We start from the raw sequence: 21039 nt of genomic DNA, 5'->3' as shown, positions 1-21039 counted from the left end.
GTCTTTCATCGCTTGGAAGGCGGGCGTCTACCGTCCGCCGCCCGTAATGTAATGTTCCAACTGCGAGATCATGAATTTCTGCACATCCACCACTTCCTTTAGTACATCGCGCACAGAGATCAAGCCCAGCAATTCCTTGCCGTCAAAGACAGGCAGGTGGCGGATATTCTTGTCGATCATCAATGCCATGCATTCCTCCAACTCCTGCCCCGCCTCCACATAGATCACTTTCGTCGTCATGATCTCACTGACCTGTATGGTTTTGGCAGTCTTGCCTTCCAGGTCCACCTTGCGCACACAATCCCGCTCGGAAAGGATGCCCTCCACTTTATTACCCCTTACCACCATCAAGGCGCCGGTATTATGTTTCGCCATGACGGCCAGCGCATCATAAACGCTTGCATCGGGGAGGATGGAAAAAACCTCGCCTCCCTTTTTACGGATCATATCGCGTACTGTGGGCATGGCATGTCTCCTGAACTGGATTTCGGCAAAGTATAGACAATAAATGGAATAATGACAAGCGCGGAATTTACCCGTTGACCATGTACCGCTTCCCCTTCACCGCCAGCAATTGACAGTTGGATTCCAACCCGCACGCTGCACAAACCCTCCCATCCGGGCCGACCTCCACCAGCCTGCCCTTCCGCACCAGCAACTCCAACATGGATTGCACCGCCGTGGGCTGGGCCTTCACCAGACGGCTGATCTCAAACAGACTCAAGCCGTCGGATTTGCCTTCAAGAAGGAAAAGCAATTGTGTCAGCATTTATCCAAACCCCAAAAGCCGCCCAGCCTGATATAGCAGGAATGCCGCCAGCCACGCCACCGCAGTCTGATACACAGCCGAAGTCACCGCCCAGGATGCCCCAAATTCATGCTTGATCACGCCCAGCGTGGCGACGCACGGCACATACAAGAGGACAAAGACCAGCAGGGCAGTTGCGCTCAACGGTGTGAAGTGGTTGCGCAGGGCGCGGCTCAGGGTGGTATCCTGTGTTTCGGCTTCCTCATCCACCATATTCACGCCGGGGATGATGCTCAGCAGAATCTTGCCTGAATTCACGGTCGCGTCCACAAAGCCCAAACCGATGCCCACCAGGTCTTCACCAAAAGTAGTCGGCTCGGGGACTTCTTCGCCAACATCTGCGTTGATATAGATCTGGCTCAACGTACTGACCACGATCTCCTTCGCCATGAAACCCGTCACCAATGCACCGCTGGTCTGCCAGTCGCCAAATCCGAGCGGAGTAAAAACAGGTGCAATCGCGCCGCTCACCTGTCCAAAGTATGAATCGCGTTTGTCCTCCACACCCGAGGGGAAGTTAAGCAGAATCCACAATACCAGGGACGCCGCCAGGATCACCGTCCCTGCCTTGCGGACGAATTCACGCGTGTTCTCCCACATGTGGATCAGCACGCTCCTCAAGGCGGGCTGGCGGTATGGCGGTAATTCCAGCACAAAAGCAGAAGACGAATCGGGCTTCAGAATTGTTCGTGTGAAGACCATGCCCGCCAGCATCGCCACGACGATGCCCAGCGCGTACATCGCCCAGATGACCGTCCCTGCGCGCGCGCCGAAGAAGGCAAGGCCAAAGACCACGTACACGGGCAGACGCGCCGAACATGACATGAGCGGAACGAGCAGTGCTGTCAGCACGCGGTCACGCCAGCTGGCAATCGTCCGCGTTGCGTAGATGGCAGGGACAGCGCACCCAAAACCGAGAATCATCGGGATGAACGATTTACCGTGCAACCCTACCACGCGCATGAAGCGGTCCATCACGAAAGCTGCGCGGGACATGTAGCCCGAATCCTCGAGCAGGGCAAGGAAAAAGTACAGGATCAGCAAACCCGGGACAAAAACAAGTACGCCTCCGACTCCGCCGATGATTGCCTCCACGACGAGGGAATGCATCCACGCGGGAGCAGATAAAAGGACGAGAAGATGCGAGAACCATCCCGCAATCGGACCGGTGATGACTGAGTCCGTCCAGTCCAAAAACGGCGCAGAGACGTCGATCACGAGTCGGAACATCACATACATCATGGCGAAGAAGATCGGCAGGCCCAGCCACTTGTGCGTGACGATGTCGTCGATGCGGTCGGTCAGCGTGATGCGGTCCATGTGCGGGCGGTGCAGGGACTGGCGCACGATGCCGTTGATGAAGCCGTAGCGGCGGTCCGCGATCAGGATGTCCACATCATCGCCCAGCATGGATTTGAGTTTCTCCGCGCTTCCTTCGGCAAGCGAAATGACCTTTCCGCCGTTCGGCATCCTGCGCAGGATATCCAGCACTTCGGCGTCGGCTTCCAGCAGTTTTAGCGCCAGCCAGCGTTGGGGATAACGTGCAGTATCGATTTGAAATTCGGAAAACGATTCGATGATGTGCGTGATCTCGCGTTCGAGCTTGCCGCCGTAATCAAGCCGAAAGAGGGTTGTTGCCATCGTCATTGCTCTGCCGCCCTGACCGCTTTGGACATCAATTCACGAATCCCCATGTCGCGGTTCGCCGTTGTGGATACGATGGGAATGTCGCCAAGGAATCGCGAGAGATGATCGAGATTGATTTTCGAGCCATCCCTTTGCAGTTCATCGGTCATGTTGAGCGCCATCACCACAGGGACATCCAGTTCGAGCAATTGCACGGTGAGATACAAGTTGCGTTCGAGATTGGTCGCATCCACCACGTTGATGACCACATCGGGGCGGCCCTCGATGATGAAATCGCGCGCGATGATCTCTTCGGGGGAATACGCGGTCAGGCTGTACGTGCCGGGCAGGTCCACGACGTTGACGAACATTTCCCCGACCTTGATCCTGCCCTCCTTTTTTTCGACCGTTTTGCCGGGCCAGTTCCCCGTATGCTGGGATAACCCTGTCAGCGCATTGAAGATGGTGGTCTTGCCGGCGTTCGGATTGCCAGCCAGCGCGATGGTCAAATCAGTCACCGGCGCCCTCGTGCAAAAGGACTTCGATATGGGCGGCTTCCTCCCTGCGCAATGCAAGATGATAGCCTTTGATGAAATACGCCACCGGATCGCCCAGCGGAGCGTCGCGCTCGATCAGAATGGTCTCACCTTTGACGATGCCCATTTCCACGAAGCGGCGGCGCAGCGCCTTCGCGCCGTTAACTTTCGAGATCGTCCCGCGCTGGCCGGGTCGCAGCAGGTGAAGTAGAATTGATTCAGCCATTATGTTTTCCTTGTTATTTTTTGGGTTTCACAATCACAAATTCAGCCAGTGACAGCCCCAATGCCACTTCCTTCCCCGCCACCTTTAATGTCAACGGACCTTGCATCGGCGCGGCTTCCATCACCTCGATTTCGCGCTCAGGCAGGATGTCCCGCTCCTGCAAATATTTCAGCACGTCCGTTGCCGTGGCGTTGACCGCCAATACGCGCACCGTCGCGCCGACTTCCACTTCGTTCAGCGTAATTCCGTCCAGCGGCTCGAACGATCCATCCGCGGCGGGGATCGGGTTTCCACGCGGGCAGGTCTGAGGGTGATCCAGAAACGCTGCCAGCGCCTCGGTCACATCCGGCGCAGTGGCATGTTCCAGCGAACATGCAAATTCATACACCTGCGCCCACTCGATGTTCAATTGGTCGTACAAAAAACGCTCCCACAACCTTTGCCTGCGCAGCACATTCCCCGCAACCCCGCGCCCCTTCTTCGTCAAGGTCACGCCTTTGTATGGCTTGTGCAAAACCAATCCCTGCTCCCCCAGCCGCTGCATCATCTCATTTGCGGAAACAGGCGTCACGCTCAAACGCTCGGCAAGGCGCGCGATCGCCACCGCATCGCGGTCGCCCAGCTCCACAATGGCTTTGAGATACATCTCCGTGCTTTCGCTCATTGGCTTGGAATTCATAAGGCTTGCCTTTCAAAAATTGTTATGGTCAACCTTATTATTTCAGATGTTCTCGCTTTTCGCCATGGATGGAAATCACGGTTTTTTGTGAATTAAGTCACAACGCTTCATGCCCACCCCATTGCCTGATTCTCTTAAACAAACAGACCCTGCGCCTCGGCAGAGTCTGCAAACGTTGCGCCAGCAAGCCGGCTGTGCTCGTATTCAAACCGCAACTGCGTAATTGACCAGGCTGTCCCAAATCTCCGAATTCAACTGCCCGCGGCGGGACTGTGCAAAATCCCAGAACAGGGACTGCGCCCGCGTGAAGGGATGGTGCAAATTACGGGCGATATACACCGTGCGGCGCAAGTCGAGTCCCTGCAATTCCACTTTCTTGATGCGCCCGAAGGCAAGTCCGCGCGCCGCCACCATTTCCGAGACGAAAGCAATCCCCACGCCGCGTTCCACAGCCATTTCGATGGCTTCGGGGTTGCCGAGTTCCATCGTCACGTTGAGCATGTCGGGGGTGATGTCGAAATTCTTCAAACTTTGCTGTACGGTTTCACAGGTGCCGGACATTTCCTCGCGCATGATGATGTGCTGGTCCAGCAGGTCGTCCGGGGTGGCTTGCCCATATTCCGCCCAGGGATGATCCGAAGGCACGATCAGGTAAATACGGTCATCGAACAGCGGCAGGCATTCCAGGTCTCGATGCTCGAAGAATTTACTGGAGACCCCCATGGGAATACTCTGGTCCAGCAGGCGCTCATACACACCGTCCCGCCCGATTACCCGCACCCGCGGATGTACGGCGGGATACTCATGTTGAAAATCCGAGAGCAGGACGGGCAATAGATACTTCCCCGCCGATGTGGAACAGCCGATCAGCAACTCCCCGCCGACCTGGTGATGGATCTCTTGAAAGCCGTCCTCCATCATGCGCGCGGCGCGCAGGACCTCCCGCGCCATCGGCAGGATGGACTGCCCCGCCTCGCTCAACTCCACCGAACGTCCGCGGCGGATGAACAACTCCACGCCGTACGCCTTCTCCATGGACTGGATGTTCTGGCTGACGGCAGATTGCGATATGTGCAACCGCTTTGCCGCATGGCTAAAATTCTTTTCCTCCGCAGCGGCGAGAAAGACCCGCAAAGTGGATAACTCAACCATCTTTTTCTCCATGTCCAATAAGTGACGGTGATGATTTCTTTGCATAAGAATAAGCCTTTCTCATAAGTCCGACCAGTGACAATCGTCAAATTCTGAACATGACGGTGCGCCAGCTGTTTTAAATCAATCTGCCTGCAAGTCCTCCTCGCAGGCAGATTCTGTTTTTAGGCAGGAGCAGGCTCCCGCTTCTTTACTTGACGATCGGCAGTTCAGCCCCAATCCAGCCGTTCATGCCGCCGTTCAGGTTGCGGACATTGGTGTAGCCCAATTCCTGCAAGTACATCTGGGCGGGCGTGCCGCGGTGACCGGTCGCGCAGATGACCACAATTGCAGCGTCCTTGTCAGCGGGCAATTGATCGAGGCTGGCGGGCAGGCTGTTGAGCGGAACCAGCACCGCGCCGTCAATGTAGCCGTTCTCGTCCCATTCCGCCTGGCGGCGGACATCGAGCAGGAAGAGTTCCTTGCCTTCCACCAGTTCGGTGTTCAATCCATCGTTCTTGACGGAGCCAAAACCGGCGGCCGGGTCGAGATTGCTCAGGTACTTGTCGAAGTACGCGAGGCGGATGGCGTCCACATCCGGCGTGCTGATGGATGCGGCGGCTTCGGGCATGCCTTCCACCACGGCGAATTCGGCTTTTTTCCATGCACCCATGCCGCCGTTCAGGTTGAAGACGTCGGTGTAACCAAGCAGGCGCAGGGCAACCATGGCATAACCGCCGCGGTGACCGGACGCACACACCACCACGATCTTCGCATCCTTGCCGGGCAGTTTGTCCAGGTTCTTCAGCAGTTCGCGGATCTCCACATGGATCGAACCTTCGATGTAGCCATTCGCTTCGAGTTCGGATGCCTGGCGCACATCCACGATGAAGGGCGCATTCTCTGCCAGCATCTGGTTCAGGTCGGCGGCGGTCACCGAGTAGAATTTCTGTTCGGCGGGCAGGTTCGTGATGAAGTCAGAAAAGACGGCGGGCCAGTCAACAACACCGACGACCGGGAAGCCGGCGCCTTTCCAGCCGTTCATACCGCCGTTCAGGTTGCGGACATTGGTGTAGCCCAATTCCTGCAAGTACATCTGGGCGGGCGTGCCGCGGTGACCGGTCGCACAGATGACCACAATTGCAGCGTCCTTGTCAGCGGGCAATTGATCGAGGCTGGCGGGCAGGCTGTTGAGCGGAACCAGCACCGCGCCGTCAATGTAGCCGTTCTCGTCCCATTCCGCCTGGCGGCGGACATCGAGCAGGAAGAGTTCCTTGCCTTCCACCAGTTCGGTGTTCAATCCATCGTTCTTGACGGAGCCAAAACCGGCGGCCGGGTCGAGATTGCTCAGGTACTTGTCGAAGTAGGCGAGGCGGATGGCGTCCACATCCGGCGTGCTGATGGATGCGGCGGCTTCGGGCATGCCTTCCACCACGGCGAATTCGGCTTTTTTCCATGCACCCATGCCGCCGTTCAGGTTGAAGACGTCGGTGTAACCAAGCAGGCGCAGGGCAACCATGGCATAACCGCCGCGGTGACCGGACGCACACACCACCACGATCTTCGCATCCTTGCCGGGCAGTTTGTCCAGGTTCTTCAGCAGTTCGCGGATCTCCACATGGATCGAACCTTCGATGTAGCCATTCGCTTCGAGTTCGGATGCCTGGCGCACATCCACGATGAAGGGCGCATTCTCTGCCAGCATCTGGTTCAGGTCGGCGGCGGTCACCGAGTAGAATTTCTGTTCGGCGGGCAGGTTCGTGATGAAGCCGGCGAACATCTGCGCCATGCCCATTTCAGGCTCCTCAACGACCGGGGCTGCGGGTTCTTCCACCGGCGCTTCCACAATGGGTTCGGCAACCGGGGCGGGCGCACCACATGCACTCAGGATCAGGCTGAGCGCAAGGAATAGTGCGAGGGGTAATTGGAACTTCTTGAACATTGTTTCTCCTTGTTTGAAATAACGTTTTAGTGATTATCAAGCGCCGTCAGGGCAGCTTGTGACATCCAGAACAACTATCGTTGTTGAATTCCACATGGTTCTGCGGGAACACAGGGGCGTTCCGTATGCCGTCGGCATGACAAGCCATGCACGCGGTTGAGGCGAGGTCGGCATGATCGGCGGGCTGGGGCATGGCGGCAAAGATCAGGTCCAGCCGGGCGGGTAGAGCCTGCACGATCACTTTCAAATTCGCGGACAACTCGGATTCCTTCACTTTGTCGGCGGTGAGGAAAATGTCCGGGTTGCCGTGGCAGGCTTCGCAGGAGGCGTTCTGAGGCGTGTTCCGCTGGATGTTATGCGGCGTGGCATACACCCAGGTCGGCAGGGCGTCGAAGTTCGACAGCAGGTTCTCGCCGTAGAACTGATAACTGGTCGGCGCGATCGGCACATGGCGGACAGGGACATACCGATACGGTCGGTCTTCGCTTTGGATCGGATTCTTCCCGATGAAGAACGTCATGTAGGTCGCCTGCGTCTCGAAGAAGGGATTGCCCGTTTTCTCGCTGATCGCCACGTGACAGCCGTCGCAACTGGTGTAACTGATCGAGTGGCAGACCTGGCAGGAAATCGTCGTGCCATCGCCGTGATAGGTATGCATCTCGATCCCATCCGCACCGCTCGCTGCATCCGCATGGCAGTCGCTGCATTTCGGGTCTTCCGCGCCGCTCAAGCGGTGATCGGGTGCAATGGACGGGTCGCCGTGCAGAGCCTCACCCGTGTGGCACTTCACGCAGTTCATACGCGCCTCGCGGAAATGCACATCGCCGGGGAAGCCTTCGTTCTTCCCAAGATACTCATTGCCCACGCGGCTGCCATGACAAGCCGTGCACGAGCGCGTCATTGGCGGGGTCTTCTCGAACACATGACCGCTGAACAAACCGCCGCCCACGTTCTTCGGCTGGCTGACGTGGCACTCGCCGCAACTCGTATGACACGAAGCGCAGTGATTTCCAAACATTTCGTTCAATGCGGGGTGGTCTTCCGGCACATTGCCGTTGCGGGCATTGATCGTCGTCCAATAACCAGTCTGGGTATTGTGCAGGGCATTCGGGTACACGGCAACCTGCTCTTCATGGCACTCCGCACAATAAATGTCGGATTGTTCGCTTGGGGCGGCAATTAAGTCCACATGCGCCTCGTCCTTGACGGATACATTCACGCCGGCATGGCATTCGATGCACGTCATTTTGCCGTGTTCAGTCTGCAGGAATTTCTCCGCATCGACAATGGCTTTCTCCCATGGCTCCAACGGAGCCACATCGCCCCCTCAGCCAACCCCCTTTGACTCAGCCTCGTGATCCGCCTCCTCAGGCTTGGCCGTATCCATGAGACGCTGCATATCCGTGTGACAGGCCAGACACTCGCCTGACTCCGGCGCGGCCACGACAGCAGCCTGTGTTTCCGCGGGGACAGCCGTCTCGGACGGCGTTCCTGCCGAACAGGAAGCCAGGAACAGCCCCAATAGAATCAAAGTACCTGCAAACGTCTTTTTGATCATCGCATCTCCATTTGTGACTTTATTCACAATATGGATTGTATACCAATCCACCATGCGAGTAAGTGATAAAGGTAACATTCCACTATTAGATTCACTAATGGATATGTATAATCGGCGCAAGTAGGTCGGATTACCTGAAAATCGCGTTCCAAATTGCTTTAACATCCTGCCAAATGATGACATCCTACACTTGCCCCCCAAACAAGGGACGTTAAAATTCATCCGGAATGTACCAGGATAATAATGCCGTCTCCGCCGTTGGAATGGAGGCCCGCTCTGCACTTGAAAGGCTGTCCCCTTTCCATGGGATGGCTTTTTTTACAGACAAGGAGAACCCCGTGAAAAAATTCCGCGTCCTGCTGAACATGCTCATGCTTGCCAGCATCCTGATGGTTTCCCCCGCCCGGGCGCAAACGACAAACGCCGTGGTGCACGCCGTATTCTTCTACTCCCCCAGCTGCGGGCATTGTCATTACGTGATCGAGAATACCTTTCCGCCGTTATTCGAAAGATACGGCAACCAGCTGGAGATCGTCGGCGTGGACGTCACCACGCCCGAGGGGCAGACCCTCTTCCTCGCGGCGCTGCAAAAATTCGGTCTGGATCGAAGCGGGGTGCCCTTCCTCGTCGTCGGAAATATTTATCTGATCGGCTCTGCCGAAATCCCCGAACAATTCCCGATCCTGATCGAGACCTATCTGGCGCAGGGCGGTATGGACTGGCCCGACATCCCGGGACTGCGCGAAACGCTGGGACTTTCCCCGACCGCCGCGCCTCCAACCGACCTTGAACCTGCCGCCACACCCCAAACCGTTTCCCCCGGCCTGACCTTGACGGACGACGCGACCTGGCAGGAAAAATTTGCCCGCGACCCGGCCGGCAACTCGCTGGCAGTGATCGTGCTGGTTTTCATGCTGGCGGCAATCGCCTGGGCCATGAACGAATTCCGAAAACAACCGCGGAAAAAAGGCGGCGCCAAACATCCCGTTTCGTGGACATGGCACATCCCCGCCTTGTGCCTGCTCGGGTTTGGCGTGGCCGGCTATCTCGCGTATGTGGAGACCGCCCACGTGACCGCCGTGTGCGGACCGGTGGGAGACTGCAACACCGTGCAACAGAGCGCGTACGCACGCCTGTTCGGGGTGCTGCCCATCGGCGTGCTGGGAGTGATTGGCTACATCGCCATCGCCCTCGCCTGGCTGGCCGCCCGCTACGCAAAAGGGACTGTATCCAACTGGTCTGCCGTCTCCCTGCTTGCCCTGAGCGGCGGCGGGACGCTCTTCTCGGTCTACCTGACCTTCCTTGAGCCCTTCGTCATCGGCGCCACCTGCGCATGGTGCATCACTTCCGCGATATTGATCACCATGGTCATGCTGTTATCCATCCGCCCGGCCAGGGCCGCGATGGAATCCCTGCGTTGGATATAAGCTCTTCATTACCTGGTAAGCGTCAAGCCCAAAATGCCTATACGCAAAACAAATCAGTGACGGGTAAAAATCCTGTCAAGGGAGGATTTAAATCGTGTCCAGAGAGGATTGCAAACGAGTCTAGACTCGTTTTAAAAACTTTTCGATGTTTTGGAAAAAACTTCTAAATGTTTTTGGGAAAACTTCTAAATGTTTTGCCAAAGACTTCTAAATGTTTTTCTCCCCCCAAAAATAACCCGTTTTTCGCCGAAAATTGACGTTTTTCAGCCAAAAGCAGACATCGGAAATCTCAGAGACTTCCGATGTCTGCTGAACTAGTACCGAATTCCCTGCCCCACCCCCACCCGTCCTACCACTCGCATTCGCTCGGATACGCGTCCCCCAAATGCGACGGTATTTCTGTCCCATTTGGGGGACGTGCCGCGTTAGTCCCCGTAGGGGGAAGGCGGAGGGGTTTAATCCCTGGGGTAAAATCGCCAAATGCCAGCCCGCAGAACCACACCCAAAGGTTATCAACGCGCCCGCGAACTGCGAAAGGAGCCCACACCCGACGAAGCCAAACTGTGGGCGTACCTCCGCAATGGCCAATTAGGGGTGAATTTCAGAAGGCAACACGCTATTGGCAATTACATCCCTGATTTCTGCTGTATCAAAAAGAAACTCATCATTGAGTTGGATGGAAGCCAACACCTTGACCAAGCTAAGTATGATGCTGAAAGAACAAAATACTTTGAGTCTTTGGGTTATAAGGTGATTCGATTCTGGAACAACGATGTGATGAATGATATCAACGGGGTGATACGAGCGATTCAGTTTGCGCTGGAAAACTACCCCCACCCGTCCTCCCCCAAATCCGACAACTGAAATTTTAGGAATTATGATCTTGTCCTAAAAAAGTGGACACAAAAAATGTCTGGATCCAGTAGACTTGGAAAACAGGAGCAGGATCATGGACGAAAAGAAAACAAGGTATCGGAAGTACACCGAAGAGTTCAAATTAGAGGCTCTGGAACTTTTGAAGAGCAGCGGAAAGAGTGCCGGGCAAATTGAACGCGATTTGGGGATCACGCCCGGACTGCTGGTGAAATGGCGCGATCGATACCAAGTGATATCCCAAGGGACAAACCCAATGCACTTGGAAGTTAGTGACTTTGAAGCTGCCAAGCGTGAGATCAAACGCTTGCAACGACGGTTGGCAGAAGTGGAAGAAGAGCGCGAGATCCTAAAAAAAACAATCAACATTTTCTCCCGGGAAAACCAATGAGATACAAATTCATTCGGGAGCATTGCCAGGAGTATAGCGTCAAGCGGATGTGCCAGGTATTGGGTGTGACGCGAAGTGGGTACTATGCCTGGCAGCCAGAAGCAGTCGGTCCGCGAGAGGTGGAGAATCGGATTCTGGTGGAGCAGATCCGGGCAGAATACAAACTGAGTCGCGAGACCTATGGCAGTCCGCGCATCCAGGCGGGTCTACAACGCAGAGGGTTCGCCTGTGGACGACATCGAGTCGCACGTTTGATGCGGAGAGAAGGAATTCGCCCTCAAAAACGAAGGCGCTGGCGTCCCATAACTACGCAGCGCCAGCCAGGTGTGATCCCAGCACCGAATTATCTGAACCAGGATTTTTCTGCCAGCGCGGCAAACCAGAAATGGGTGAGCGATTTCACCTACATTGATACCGCGGAAGGTTGGTTATATTTAGCAGTGGTTCTGGATTTGTTTTCACGAAAAGTAGTAGGCTGGGCGATGGCTGCACAAATGGATGCAACCCTTGTCGAGGCAGCCCTGGACATGGCTTTACAAGGACGACAACCGCAGGCAAGCCTGTTACATCATTCCGATCAAGGCAGTCAATATACCAGTGCCGCTTATCAAAGCAGTTTAGCAGATGCACATATTCAGGCGAGTATGAGCCGAGTTGGAAATTGTTATGACAATGCGGTGGCAGAAAGTTTCTTTGCTACCCTCAAGGTGGAGTGTGTGACCTCTCAATTTGCAACGCAAGCAGTAGCTCGAACAACGATTTTTGAATACATTGAGGTTTGGTACAATCGCCAACGCTTGCACTCTTCACTTGGCTACCTCAGCCCGGTTGAGTTTGAGCAACAATCTGGACTTTAATTGTGTCTATTAAACCGGGGCAAGATCATGTCCCCAAGTCCGAATGGAGGAGATAAAAGACTAATGCAAATGTCTTAATTCGGACTTGGGGAGGGTGTCACGCAGTGACGGGTGGGGCTGGCGGGAGGGACTATTCCTCCATCAGCACCCAACCCGCCGCCTGGAGCACGCACTCAAATGCCTATACGCAAAACATCAAGAAAAGGAAGAATCCTGTCAAGGGAGGATCGAAAACCTCTCTTGAGAGGATCGGAATCCTCCCTAGAGAGAATTTAAAACCTCCCTAGAGAGGTTTGGAAACCTCTCTAGGCAGGTTTTTAAAAAACTGCTAGCAGTTTTGGAGAAAACTCCGAACAGTTTTTGAAAAACACCTAGCAGTTTTAAGAAAAACTCCTAACAGTTTTTTTCGCCCAAAAAGCCCGTTTTTTGCCGAAAATTGACGTTTTTCAGCCCAACAGCAGACCTCCGAGCCTGTGTACGGAGGTCTGGTCATTTATTTTCTACTTTCTAATGCTCTGCTCTTCCCTACTCCCCCGTCGGCACCCAGATGTTCTTGACCTGAGTCGCCTCATGCAGGAACTCGTGACCTTCGCCTTGTTCGCGGGACAGCCAATCGCGGGGCAGACCGTAGCTTGTCCACGTGCGCTTCATATTCGCCGCAGACTCGTTCTCGACGTGGTAACTGCCATCCGCGGGTCCGAAGTACCAGACCGAATCAACGTCTTCGTGCTGGACGAGCGTCTTGGTCAAATGGTCACGGTCGCCTGTGACGATGTTGACCACGCCGCCAGGCACGTCGGAGGTGTCGAGCACCTGATAAAAGTCCGTGGCGGAGAGCGGATATTTCTGGCTGGGGATCATCACCACGCCGTTGCCGCGTGCAATCGCAGGCGCCATGAGCGAGATGAATCCAAGCAAAGGCATTTCATCGGGGCAGGCAATGCCGATCACACCGACAGGTTCATTGACCGCGACGGTGATTCCGCGCAGGGTGGTCTCTTGCACGGTGCCGCCGTATTTGTCTGCCCATGCGGCGTAGGTGAATAATCTTTCAACAGAAGCGTCCACTTCGGCTTGCGCGGACTTCTGCGTGCGTCCCGTCATTTCGACAATGCGTTTGACGAACTCTGCGTTGCGGGCATCCAAGTTCTCAGCGATGAAATATAAAATTTGCGAACGGTTGTATCCGTGGCGCATCGCCCAGCCTGATGTCCGCGCTTTATGAGCGGCTTCGACTGCATCACGAATATCTTTGCGATTCCCGTCACCGACCTGCCCGACAATTTTTCCCTTGGCGTTCAACACCGTTGTGGTGTACGCGCCATCAGGACGAACTTGTTTGCCGCCGATGTACATCTTCGGGGTGCGGTCAACGGGAGGTAAATGTCCATTTGTTCGAGCAGTTGTCGGCTGAGAAGGAAGCGTAGGCACGTGTTCGCCCCACTTCTTCTTTTCATCCAGTACAAACTCAGGGCGTGGACGATCCATCCATGTCGGTCTTAAATATTCAAACAGACCTTCACGTCCGCCTTCGCGTCCGTAGCCCGACTCGCGATAGCCGCCGAAGCCCGAAGCGCCGTCGAATTGATTGGTGCAATTGACCCACACCGAGCCCGCCTTGATCTTGCTCGCCACATCGAGCGCGAGGTTGATGTTATCGCTCCACACACTCGCCGCGAGACCATAGCGCGTGTTGTTCGCAAGTTCGATGGCTTCGCTCGGCGTGCGGAACGTGAGCGAGACCAGCACGGGTCCGAAAATTTCTTCCTGCACGGTTGCGGCGGCGGGGTCAAGCCCCGTAATAAGCGTCGGTTTATAGAACAGTCCCTTTTCGGGCAGCGCGATATTCGGCTGAAAACATTCGCCGCCTTCGGCAATGCCCGTCTTCACCCAACCATCGATCGTATCCCATTGGCTTTGGTCAACGATCGCGCCCATGTCAATCGACTTATCAAGCGGGTCACCCACGCGCATGTGCTCCATGCGAGCCTTTAATTTTTGGATGAACTTCGCTGCGACATTTTCCTGCACAATGAGCCTGGACCCTGCGCAACAAACCTGACCCTGATTAAACCAGATCGCATCGACCACGCCTTCAACTGCTCCATCCAAATCGGCATCGTCAAACACGACGAATGGACTCTTGCCACCGAGTTCAAGCGAGAGTTTTTTTCCAGAGCCAGCGGTCTGCCTGCGGAGAATGCGACCAACATCCGTCGAACCCGTGAAGGCGATCTTATCCACATCGGGATGTTCAACAATCATCGAGCCAGCGCTGCTGCTTCCAGTAATTACATTTACAACGCCAGCAGGAAGTCCCGCCTCGGCGACGATTTCAGCGAACAACAATGCCGTGAGTCTTGTGTACGATGCAGGCTTCAACACCACCGTGTTGCCCATTGCAATCGCAGGCGCGATCTTCCACGCCAGCATCAACAGCGGGAAGTTCCACGGGATGATCTGCCCGACCACACCGACAGATTGATAGTCACGCAGTTCGGTTTCCATCAACTGCGCCCAACCCGCATAATAGTAAAAGTGACGCGCCAACAAAGGCACATCAATATCTCTTGATTCACGAATTGGCTTGCCGTTGTCCATGCTTTCGAGCACTGCCAGCAAGCGTGAATGTTTCTGAAGGTTGCGGGCAATGGCATATAGATACCGCGCACGAGTCACGCCTGGGGTTTTGCTCCAGGTTTTGAGCGCCTCACGCGCCGCGCCTACCGCCGCATCAACTTCTTTTTGTCCAGCCTGTGTGGTCTCGGCTAATAACTCGCCATTCGCAGGGTTGTACGAAGGATAGAACTTCGCACCCTTCGGCGTCACCCATTCATTGTTGATGAACAAGCCGAACTTACGTCCGTGCTCATCCAGCCACGCCTTGACGGCATCAGGCGCCTCGGGCACAGGTCCGTATTCCATGGTGTTGAAGATTTCAAGTATTTTTGACATAATATTTCCTCAAGTGACAGTCACCTTGAAGGTGACTGTCACTTAATTAAACTTTCCGAATGCGAACTGCCCTCTCAGTAATCACACTGAATGCCGAAAGAAGTTCACTTCCATGTTGAGATATTGCTAAAGAAACAATTTCTGCTTTCTCTTGAGAAGAAAGCCCTGCGAGCCGATACAGAACAACGCCGCGTTTGACATAACCCTGGCGAAAGATCAATTCGCCAAAATCCTTATCAGCAGTCAATAACAAGGTATCTTCTTCACTAGCCAACACCAAGACTTCTTCATCCATAATACCTGGGGACATTTCAGCGACATAGCCACAATCATGTCCATCACGTCTTAACCGCAGGACGATTTCGTTATCCACACTTTCGTCAGCGAGTATTTTCATTAGACAGACTCAGAAATGGGATAAATGACATCCGCACGCAGGGCTTCACGGGCAAATTGTAAGGCGGCTTGAATCCCTTCTTTCGTCAAGCGTGGGTGCGCCTTTAATAACTGGTCAAAAGATTCACCTGCTGAAAGCCCTTCAAGAATTAGGTCAACGGTAATGCGGGTTCCTGAAACAACGGGCTGTCCCATCATGATTTTTGGATTCGAAATAATGATTTGCGTTTCCATTTCAATTTTCCTTTCTTTGCGTTCTTTGCGGTTAATAAGCCTTTATCCCATCGGCATGTGATGTTTTGCCGCGTAGTGACCTGTGATATAGTGATACAACTGCCGCTCGATATCGGTCAACAAACTGCTCGCGCCAATGCGGAACAGGTCATTCTTCAGCCATTCATCGCTGAGTTCTTCCTTCATCAACGACTGCCACGCCATCGCCTGCTTCGCGGAGCTGATTCCGCCCGCGGGCTTGAATCCCACTTTATAGCCGAAGCGGTCGAGATAATCACGCAGGGCGCGGATCATCACTAGGCTCACTTCCAGAGTAGCATTGGTTGATTCTTTTCCTGTGGAGGTCTTGATAAAGTCTGAGCCTGCCATCATTGCCACGAGGCTGGCTTGATAAACCTGCTTGAGCGTGCCGAGATCGCCCGTGGCAAGGATGGTCTTCATGTGCGCCGCATCACCGCAGGCTTTACGGAATTGCTGCAGTTCGTCGTACATGGCAGCCCAATCACCAGTGAGAACATAATTGCGGGCGATGACCACGTCAATTTCTTTTGCGCCTGCTTCCACGGCTTGCTCGATCTCTTGGATTCTTTGTGGCAGAGGAGTCTGCCCCGCAGGAAAACCTGTCGCGACAGAGGCAACTGGAATGTTAGAGCCTTGAAGCGCGTGAACTGCATCTTTCACCCGATTTGGATACACGCACACCGCGCCAACGGTGATCCGCTCGCCATTGAGTCCGAGGCGTTCCAGCATATCGGGGCGCAGGGGTTGTTTCGCCTTGGCACACAAACGATGGACGCGCCCGGGCGTATCGTCGCCTGCGAGGGTGGTCAGGTCAATGCAGGTGACGGCGCGCAAAAGCCACGCCGCCTGCCAGTCTTTTTTGATGGTGCGGCGTTTAGGGAGGGATTCAACGCGCCGCTCCACCGCGCTTTTGTTGACGCGCGCGCCCATTACCCAATCGAGATCGAGAGGCGCGCCGGGATTGCGAGTGTGCTTACTGGTCATAAAAACCTCATTTTTATCAGGCATCTTTAAATTAAATATATCATATTGTGGGCAGATAAACACCTACGCTATAATTATGAGATGAAATTACTCACTCCCCCGACCACCGAAGAATACGCCGCTTTTTATACAGATTACATCCAGCGCGCCAGGGCTTGCCGGAATGTGCTTGACGCCCTGCGCGGGCAAATTGGGGAAATCCAATCCACACTTGGGCATTTGACGGATCCACAAGCGCGCTTTCGCAACGGACCCGGGGAATGGTCAATCAAGGAAATCGTCAGTCACCTGATCGATGGGGAGCGCGTCTTCTCCTATCGTTTACTGCGCATCTCCCGCAAGGACAAGACTCCCCTGCCCGCCTTCGAGCAGGAGGATTTTGTCCGCGAATCCGGCGCGGATGAGGTTGCGCTCGGGGACCTGCTAAACGAGTTCGTGCATCTTCGCCGCGCGAATGCGATTGCCATACAAAACATGAGCGAAGAGTCTGCATCACAGGTGGGGACAGCCGGCGGCGCGGCAGTAAGCGCACGGGCATTGATCTTCATGCTCGTGGGTCATGTCGAACATCACATGGCAAGCCTGCGTGAAAAGTATCTCCCCAATATTTCATAGGAAAACATGACGGCATATCCAATCCCACCCAAACGAGAATTCAGCATCACCCAACACGGCGTCACACGCCGGGACGAGTATTATTGGATGCGTGAACGCGAAGACCCGCAGGTCTACAAATATTTGCAGGAGGAAAATGAATATCTGGAGAATGTCCTCCGTCCCATCAAACCGCTTCAGGAACAACTCTTCCAGGAAATGAAAGGCCGTGTGCAGGAGGTGGACAGCAGTGTCCCTGAAAAGGTCGGAGCGTATTTCTACTACACACGCACGGAGGCTGGGAAACAATATCCCATCTTCTGCCGCAAAAAAGATTCCATCGATTCACCGGAGGAAATCCTGCTCGATCAAAACCTGCTGGCCGAGGGTCATGGGTTTTGCAGTGTCAGCGCGTTCAGCGTCAGCCCCGATCATTCCAAACTTGCCTATTCCATCGATCTGGAAGGCGCGGAAATATACACCGTCCAGATCAAGGATCTGGCCAGCGGTGAGCTCTACCCTGAACGGATCGGACGGGTTTACGGCAGCGTCTATCATCACACCGGGGTGGAATGGGCGGAGGATAGCCAGACTCTATTCTATATCACCCTTGATGAATATCACCGCGCAGACAAGCTCCACCGCCATAAACTCAACACAGACCCGAACCAGGACGTCCTGCTATTTCACGAAACGGATGACACCTTCTCGCTCTCCCTCTACAAGACACGCAGCAGGGCATTTCTGATGCTCCACCATTACAATACGATCTCGCAGGAGATGCGCTTCCTGCCGACCGACCAACCTGATTCCGAACCCCGGCTGATCCAGCCCCGCGAGCCCAAACTGGAATACCATGCCGGGCATCACGGAGATTTCTTCTATATCCTCACGAACAAGGGTGCCCGTAACTACAAGCTGGTCAAAGCGCCGATCTCTGCGTCTGGCATGGAAAACTGGCAGGAGGTCGTCCCTCACCGCGAGGATGTGATGCTCGAACACTTTGAGTTGTTTGAAAATCATCTCATCCTGCTTGAGCGCAGGGATGGACTCCACCAGCTGCGTATCAGCCAGGTGGATGGAGCGAGTGGCGAACATTATGTTAAATTTCCCGATCCAACCTACGAGGTCACGATCGCGACAAATCCCGAATTCAAGTCGGATGTCATCCGGATTCGGTATTCATCGCTGATCACGCCAGGCTCCATCGTAAACATCCGTCTGGACACAGGAAAATGGGAGCTTTTGAAGGAGGATCAGATCCCAAGCGGATATGACAAGACGCGGTATGTCACGGAATTCATATTTGCGGGGGCGAAGGATGGAAAAAAGATCCCGCTTTCCATTGCCTACAAAAAAGGTTTGAAGCGGGATGGGCAAAACCCAACCCTGATCTATGGCTACGGTGCATACGGCGGATCAGGTGAAGCACATTTCAACTCCAATATTATCAGCATCCTGGAACGCGGGTTTGTTTTTGTCATTGCCCATGTCCGCGGCGGTTCGGAGATGGGGCATGACTGGTATGAAGATGGCAGGTTGTTGAAAAAGAGGAACTCCTTTACAGACCTCATCGCCTGTGCCGAGCATTTGGTGGAGGAAGGATTCACCTCCCCTGAAAAACTCGCCATCACCGGCAGTTCCGCGGGCGGATTGCTGGTCAGCGCCAGCATGATCCTGCGCCCCGATCTGTTCAAGGTGGTTATTTGCAAGGTCCCGTTTTTGGACGTGGTCACCAGTATGAGCGATCCGACCATTCCGTTAACGACGCTCGAATATGATCAGTGGGGCAATCCTGAGGAGAGCAGGGAGGCTTTTGATTACATGCTTACCTATTCACCTTATGACAATATCCAGTCCGTTGAATATCCGCACCTGCTGTTGACCACGGGATACAATGATCCGCGAGTGGCATATTGGGAACCTGCAAAATTTCTGGCACGGTTGCGGGATAAAAAGAAGGGTGGCAGCCTTGCCCTGCTCCAGACCAACTTCAGCGCAGGCCATGCAGGTGCAAGCGGACGGTATGATTTTCTCAGGGAAAACGCCCTGGATTTTGCGTTTCTGATCGACAGGCTGACCCAAACTGGTGATTGAAAATCAAATCAAGAAGTTCTATAATCTCCTTAAATTTTAGAGTTAAACAAGGAGTTGACATGGAACGCTTTGTGATCGAGTCGCCCCATTCGGAGGAAAATTGCGACCAGGTGGTACGGGACCTGCATGCGGCGGGCTACCTGCACCAATTCGAATGGGGGTGCAAGGATAATCACCACACGGCCTGGGCTATAGTGGATGCGGAAAACCGTGAACATGCCAGACAGATCGTCCCCTGGTATGTGAGGGATAAGGTTCGGGTCGTCAGGCTGGTCAAATTTGAAATTGCGGACGAAGAACACCATAAAACGGACAACGTGTAAATAGAAAAAATCCCGAAGCCATTTGACCTCGGGAATTTTTTTATTCGCCTACGAAGGTTGTGCCGTTCTTGCGACCATATCCTCAAGCATCTTTGTCGTCAGCGATTTAGGCCGCTCAATAGGCATGCCAAGCGCGCGCGACCAGACATAATTCGGGGTCACGCCAAGTGCGCGCCCCACGCCGAATAGCACCGTATAGAAATCGAAGTCACGCACGCCGTAGTAATGCTGTAATGTGCCGCTGATGGCATCCACGTTCGGGGCGGGATTCTTGGCTTTGCCTTGTTCACGCAAGACCTGCGGAACCACGTCGAAGACCATATCTGCCAGGCGCACCAATTCATCATCGGGGAAACGCTTCTTGGCGAATTCCATCTGCGCAGTGAAGCGCGGATCGGGCACGCGCAAAACGGCATGACCGTAGCCAGGGATGACATGTCCGCTGTTGAGCGTATCCCATGCGAATTGATACAACTGCTCGCGTGTCGGCACGCCGCCGAACTTCTCCTTTACTTCAATTAACCAGCCGAGACACTCCTGATTTGCCAGACCATGCAAAGGTCCAGCCAGACCGTTGAGTGCGGCGGAAAAGGAAAGATATGGGTCAGACAGTGCCGATCCTACAAGATGCATCGTATGAGCAGAAACATTTCCAGACTCGTGATCGCTGTGCAGAATGAAGTACAGGCGGGCAAGTTCGGCATACCCCTTCTTATCCGAAACCTTCATCATGCGCGCAAAGTTCATTCCGTAATCCTGCCCGGGGTTATATTTGGGCTTGGTTTTTTCGCCATAATATTTCATGCGATAGATATACGCCGCGATGACGGGAAGTTTCGCGGTCAGGTCCAGGCTGTCTTCCAATGCCGCTTCCCAATATTGATCTTTTTTCATCTCGCGATATTTCTTCGCAAAGACCGAGTCGTTTTGCATAGCCAGCACCGCCTGTGAGAAGAGCGTCATCGGGTGCGTCTCTTTCGGCATGGACTTGAGCATCTTAAAAACATAATCAGGGATGCTGGCACGCTTCGCCCATTCATTCTCAACAGCCTGCGCCTCCTCCTTGGTCGGTACTGCCCCGATCATCAGGAGATAATACAAGCCGCCCACAAGAGGCATCTTGCCGCCGCGCGCTTTGGGCAATGCCTTGAGTACTTCGGGGATGGACATACCCCGGAACCGAATCCCCTCTGCAGGGTCCACATATGAGACGTCGGTCATCAGGGATTTGATATCACGCATTCCGCCGATCACCTGGCCGACCGTGACCTTATCCACAACCACTTCACCATGTTCCTTCGCAAGGGATTTGATGCGTTCGCGCCATGCAGGCAATTGAACAGAGATTTTTTCATGCAAGATCATGAGAGACTCCTATATT

Annotated in this window: 22 protein-coding genes; 7 read left to right on the top strand and 15 right to left on the bottom strand. The window is 54.4% G+C overall.

Features of this window, described 5'->3' with window-relative positions:
- Positions 1-27: 27 nt before the first annotated feature.
- The 10 genes from QY332_11610 to QY332_11565 form a co-directional block, all read right to left on the bottom strand.
- The gene (locus QY332_11610) at positions 28-465 is read right to left on the bottom strand and encodes a CBS domain-containing protein (protein WKZ34257.1); all 438 of its coding nucleotides are present in this window, start codon (positions 463-465) and stop codon (positions 28-30) included.
- Between the two features lie 67 nt (positions 466-532).
- On the bottom strand, positions 533-769 hold the full coding sequence (locus QY332_11605) for a FeoC-like transcriptional regulator (protein ID WKZ34256.1): 237 nt from the start codon (positions 767-769) through the stop codon (positions 533-535).
- Entirely contained in the window at positions 770-2449 is a 1680-nt protein-coding gene (feoB, locus tag QY332_11600; GenBank protein WKZ34255.1) for a ferrous iron transport protein B, read from the bottom strand.
- A gap of 2 nt (positions 2450-2451) precedes the next feature.
- Positions 2452-2952, bottom strand: coding sequence for a FeoB small GTPase domain-containing protein (locus QY332_11595; protein WKZ34254.1), 501 nt, complete (start codon positions 2950-2952; stop codon positions 2452-2454).
- Positions 2945-3196: a FeoA family protein gene (locus QY332_11590; GenBank protein ID WKZ34253.1), complete on the bottom strand. Its 252-nt coding sequence runs from the start codon at positions 3194-3196 to the stop codon at positions 2945-2947. Before QY332_11590 ends, QY332_11595 begins: the two co-directional genes overlap by 8 nt.
- Positions 3197-3209: 13 nt before the next feature.
- Positions 3210-3875: a metal-dependent transcriptional regulator gene (locus tag QY332_11585; GenBank protein WKZ34252.1), complete on the bottom strand. Its 666-nt coding sequence runs from the start codon at positions 3873-3875 to the stop codon at positions 3210-3212.
- Between the two features lie 204 nt (positions 3876-4079).
- Complete coding sequence (locus QY332_11580; protein WKZ34251.1) at positions 4080-5027, bottom strand: LysR family transcriptional regulator; 948 nt, start codon at positions 5025-5027, stop codon at positions 4080-4082.
- Between the two features lie 190 nt (positions 5028-5217).
- Positions 5218-6948, bottom strand: a complete 1731-nt coding sequence (locus QY332_11575; protein WKZ34250.1) for a rhodanese-like domain-containing protein — start codon at positions 6946-6948, stop codon at positions 5218-5220.
- A 46-nt stretch (positions 6949-6994) separates the two neighbouring features.
- Positions 6995-8266 (bottom strand): cytochrome c3 family protein, encoded by a 1272-nt coding sequence (locus tag QY332_11570; GenBank protein WKZ34249.1) that lies wholly within the window; start codon positions 8264-8266, stop codon positions 6995-6997.
- Positions 8267-8275: 9 nt separating this feature from the next.
- Positions 8276-8506, bottom strand: a complete 231-nt coding sequence (locus QY332_11565) for a hypothetical protein (GenBank protein ID WKZ34248.1) — start codon at positions 8504-8506, stop codon at positions 8276-8278.
- Positions 8507-8844: 338 nt separating this feature from the next.
- Between QY332_11565 and QY332_11560 the strand changes: the two genes are divergently transcribed.
- The 4 genes from QY332_11560 to QY332_11545 all read left to right on the top strand — a co-directional run bounded on the left by QY332_11560 (position 8845) and on the right by QY332_11545 (position 12054).
- Positions 8845-9933 carry a vitamin K epoxide reductase family protein gene (locus QY332_11560; GenBank protein ID WKZ34247.1) on the top strand — a complete coding sequence of 363 codons (1089 nt, stop codon included), beginning with the start codon at positions 8845-8847 and terminating at the stop codon, positions 9931-9933.
- A gap of 480 nt (positions 9934-10413) precedes the next feature.
- Positions 10414-10797, top strand: a complete 384-nt coding sequence (locus QY332_11555; protein ID WKZ34246.1) for an endonuclease domain-containing protein — start codon at positions 10414-10416, stop codon at positions 10795-10797.
- 85 nt (positions 10798-10882) lie between these two features.
- Positions 10883-11197, top strand: coding sequence for a transposase (locus QY332_11550; protein WKZ34245.1), 315 nt, complete (start codon positions 10883-10885; stop codon positions 11195-11197).
- On the top strand, positions 11194-12054 hold the full coding sequence (locus tag QY332_11545) for an IS3 family transposase (GenBank protein WKZ34244.1): 861 nt from the start codon (positions 11194-11196) through the stop codon (positions 12052-12054). The genes QY332_11550 and QY332_11545 overlap by 4 nt, the downstream gene beginning before the upstream one ends.
- Before the next feature lie 525 nt (positions 12055-12579).
- Here the strand turns inward: QY332_11545 and QY332_11540 are convergent.
- The 4 genes from QY332_11540 to deoC are packed head-to-tail and all read right to left on the bottom strand — an operon-like array spanning position 12580 to position 16644.
- Positions 12580-15009 (bottom strand): aldehyde dehydrogenase family protein, encoded by a 2430-nt coding sequence (locus tag QY332_11540; protein WKZ34243.1) that lies wholly within the window; start codon positions 15007-15009, stop codon positions 12580-12582.
- A gap of 46 nt (positions 15010-15055) precedes the next feature.
- Positions 15056-15406 carry a DUF5615 family PIN-like protein gene (locus QY332_11535; protein ID WKZ34242.1) on the bottom strand — a complete coding sequence of 117 codons (351 nt, stop codon included), beginning with the start codon at positions 15404-15406 and terminating at the stop codon, positions 15056-15058.
- On the bottom strand, positions 15406-15639 hold the full coding sequence (locus QY332_11530) for a DUF433 domain-containing protein (GenBank protein ID WKZ34241.1): 234 nt from the start codon (positions 15637-15639) through the stop codon (positions 15406-15408). Before QY332_11530 ends, QY332_11535 begins: the two co-directional genes overlap by 1 nt.
- Positions 15640-15681: 42 nt before the next feature.
- Entirely contained in the window at positions 15682-16644 is a 963-nt protein-coding gene (deoC, locus tag QY332_11525; protein ID WKZ34240.1) for a deoxyribose-phosphate aldolase, read from the bottom strand.
- Positions 16645-16725: 81 nt separating this feature from the next.
- Between deoC and QY332_11520 the strand changes: the two genes are divergently transcribed.
- The 3 genes from QY332_11520 to QY332_11510 are packed head-to-tail and all read left to right on the top strand — an operon-like array spanning position 16726 to position 19658.
- The gene (locus tag QY332_11520; GenBank protein ID WKZ34239.1) at positions 16726-17259 is read left to right on the top strand and encodes a DinB family protein; all 534 of its coding nucleotides are present in this window, start codon (positions 16726-16728) and stop codon (positions 17257-17259) included.
- 6 nt (positions 17260-17265) lie between these two features.
- Positions 17266-19335, top strand: a complete 2070-nt coding sequence (locus tag QY332_11515; protein WKZ34238.1) for a S9 family peptidase — start codon at positions 17266-17268, stop codon at positions 19333-19335.
- Positions 19336-19394: 59 nt separating this feature from the next.
- Entirely contained in the window at positions 19395-19658 is a 264-nt protein-coding gene (locus tag QY332_11510) for a hypothetical protein (GenBank protein WKZ34237.1), read from the top strand.
- Positions 19659-19706: 48 nt separating this feature from the next.
- Here the strand turns inward: QY332_11510 and QY332_11505 are convergent, their stop codons facing one another.
- On the bottom strand, positions 19707-21023 hold the full coding sequence (locus QY332_11505) for a citrate (Si)-synthase (GenBank protein WKZ34236.1): 1317 nt from the start codon (positions 21021-21023) through the stop codon (positions 19707-19709).
- Positions 21024-21039: the final 16 nt, after the last annotated feature.

The organism is Anaerolineales bacterium (genome assembly GCA_030583885.1).
Taxonomy (GTDB): Bacteria; Chloroflexota; Anaerolineae; order Anaerolineales; family Villigracilaceae; genus Villigracilis.
Note: the sequence above shows the minus strand (reverse complement) of the source record. Positions and strands in the feature narration are given on the sequence as shown.

Bases quoted from the DNA above. Each gene is read 5' to 3' on its own strand.
- QY332_11555 (WKZ34246.1), top strand. From the start codon at position 10,414: ATGCCAGCCCGCAGAACCACACCCAAAGGTTATCAACGCGCCCGCGAA.
- QY332_11540 (WKZ34243.1), bottom strand. From the start codon at position 15,009: ATGTCAAAAATACTTGAAATCTTCAACACCATGGAATACGGACCTGTG.
- QY332_11605 (WKZ34256.1), bottom strand. From the start codon at position 769: ATGCTGACACAATTGCTTTTCCTTCTTGAAGGCAAATCCGACGGCTTG.
- QY332_11565 (WKZ34248.1), bottom strand. From the start codon at position 8,506: ATGATCAAAAAGACGTTTGCAGGTACTTTGATTCTATTGGGGCTGTTC.
- QY332_11535 (WKZ34242.1), bottom strand. From the start codon at position 15,406: ATGAAAATACTCGCTGACGAAAGTGTGGATAACGAAATCGTCCTGCGG.
- feoB (WKZ34255.1), bottom strand. From the start codon at position 2,449: ATGGCAACAACCCTCTTTCGGCTTGATTACGGCGGCAAGCTCGAACGC.
- QY332_11515 (WKZ34238.1), top strand. From the start codon at position 17,266: ATGACGGCATATCCAATCCCACCCAAACGAGAATTCAGCATCACCCAA.
- QY332_11505 (WKZ34236.1), bottom strand. From the start codon at position 21,023: ATGATCTTGCATGAAAAAATCTCTGTTCAATTGCCTGCATGGCGCGAA.
- QY332_11545 (WKZ34244.1), top strand. From the start codon at position 11,194: ATGAGATACAAATTCATTCGGGAGCATTGCCAGGAGTATAGCGTCAAG.
- deoC (WKZ34240.1), bottom strand. From the start codon at position 16,644: ATGACCAGTAAGCACACTCGCAATCCCGGCGCGCCTCTCGATCTCGAT.
- QY332_11585 (WKZ34252.1), bottom strand. From the start codon at position 3,875: ATGAATTCCAAGCCAATGAGCGAAAGCACGGAGATGTATCTCAAAGCC.
- QY332_11590 (WKZ34253.1), bottom strand. From the start codon at position 3,196: ATGGCTGAATCAATTCTACTTCACCTGCTGCGACCCGGCCAGCGCGGG.
- QY332_11575 (WKZ34250.1), bottom strand. From the start codon at position 6,948: ATGTTCAAGAAGTTCCAATTACCCCTCGCACTATTCCTTGCGCTCAGC.
- QY332_11550 (WKZ34245.1), top strand. From the start codon at position 10,883: ATGGACGAAAAGAAAACAAGGTATCGGAAGTACACCGAAGAGTTCAAA.
- QY332_11610 (WKZ34257.1), bottom strand. From the start codon at position 465: ATGCCCACAGTACGCGATATGATCCGTAAAAAGGGAGGCGAGGTTTTT.
- QY332_11510 (WKZ34237.1), top strand. From the start codon at position 19,395: ATGGAACGCTTTGTGATCGAGTCGCCCCATTCGGAGGAAAATTGCGAC.
- QY332_11520 (WKZ34239.1), top strand. From the start codon at position 16,726: ATGAAATTACTCACTCCCCCGACCACCGAAGAATACGCCGCTTTTTAT.
- QY332_11580 (WKZ34251.1), bottom strand. From the start codon at position 5,027: ATGGTTGAGTTATCCACTTTGCGGGTCTTTCTCGCCGCTGCGGAGGAA.
- QY332_11530 (WKZ34241.1), bottom strand. From the start codon at position 15,639: ATGGAAACGCAAATCATTATTTCGAATCCAAAAATCATGATGGGACAG.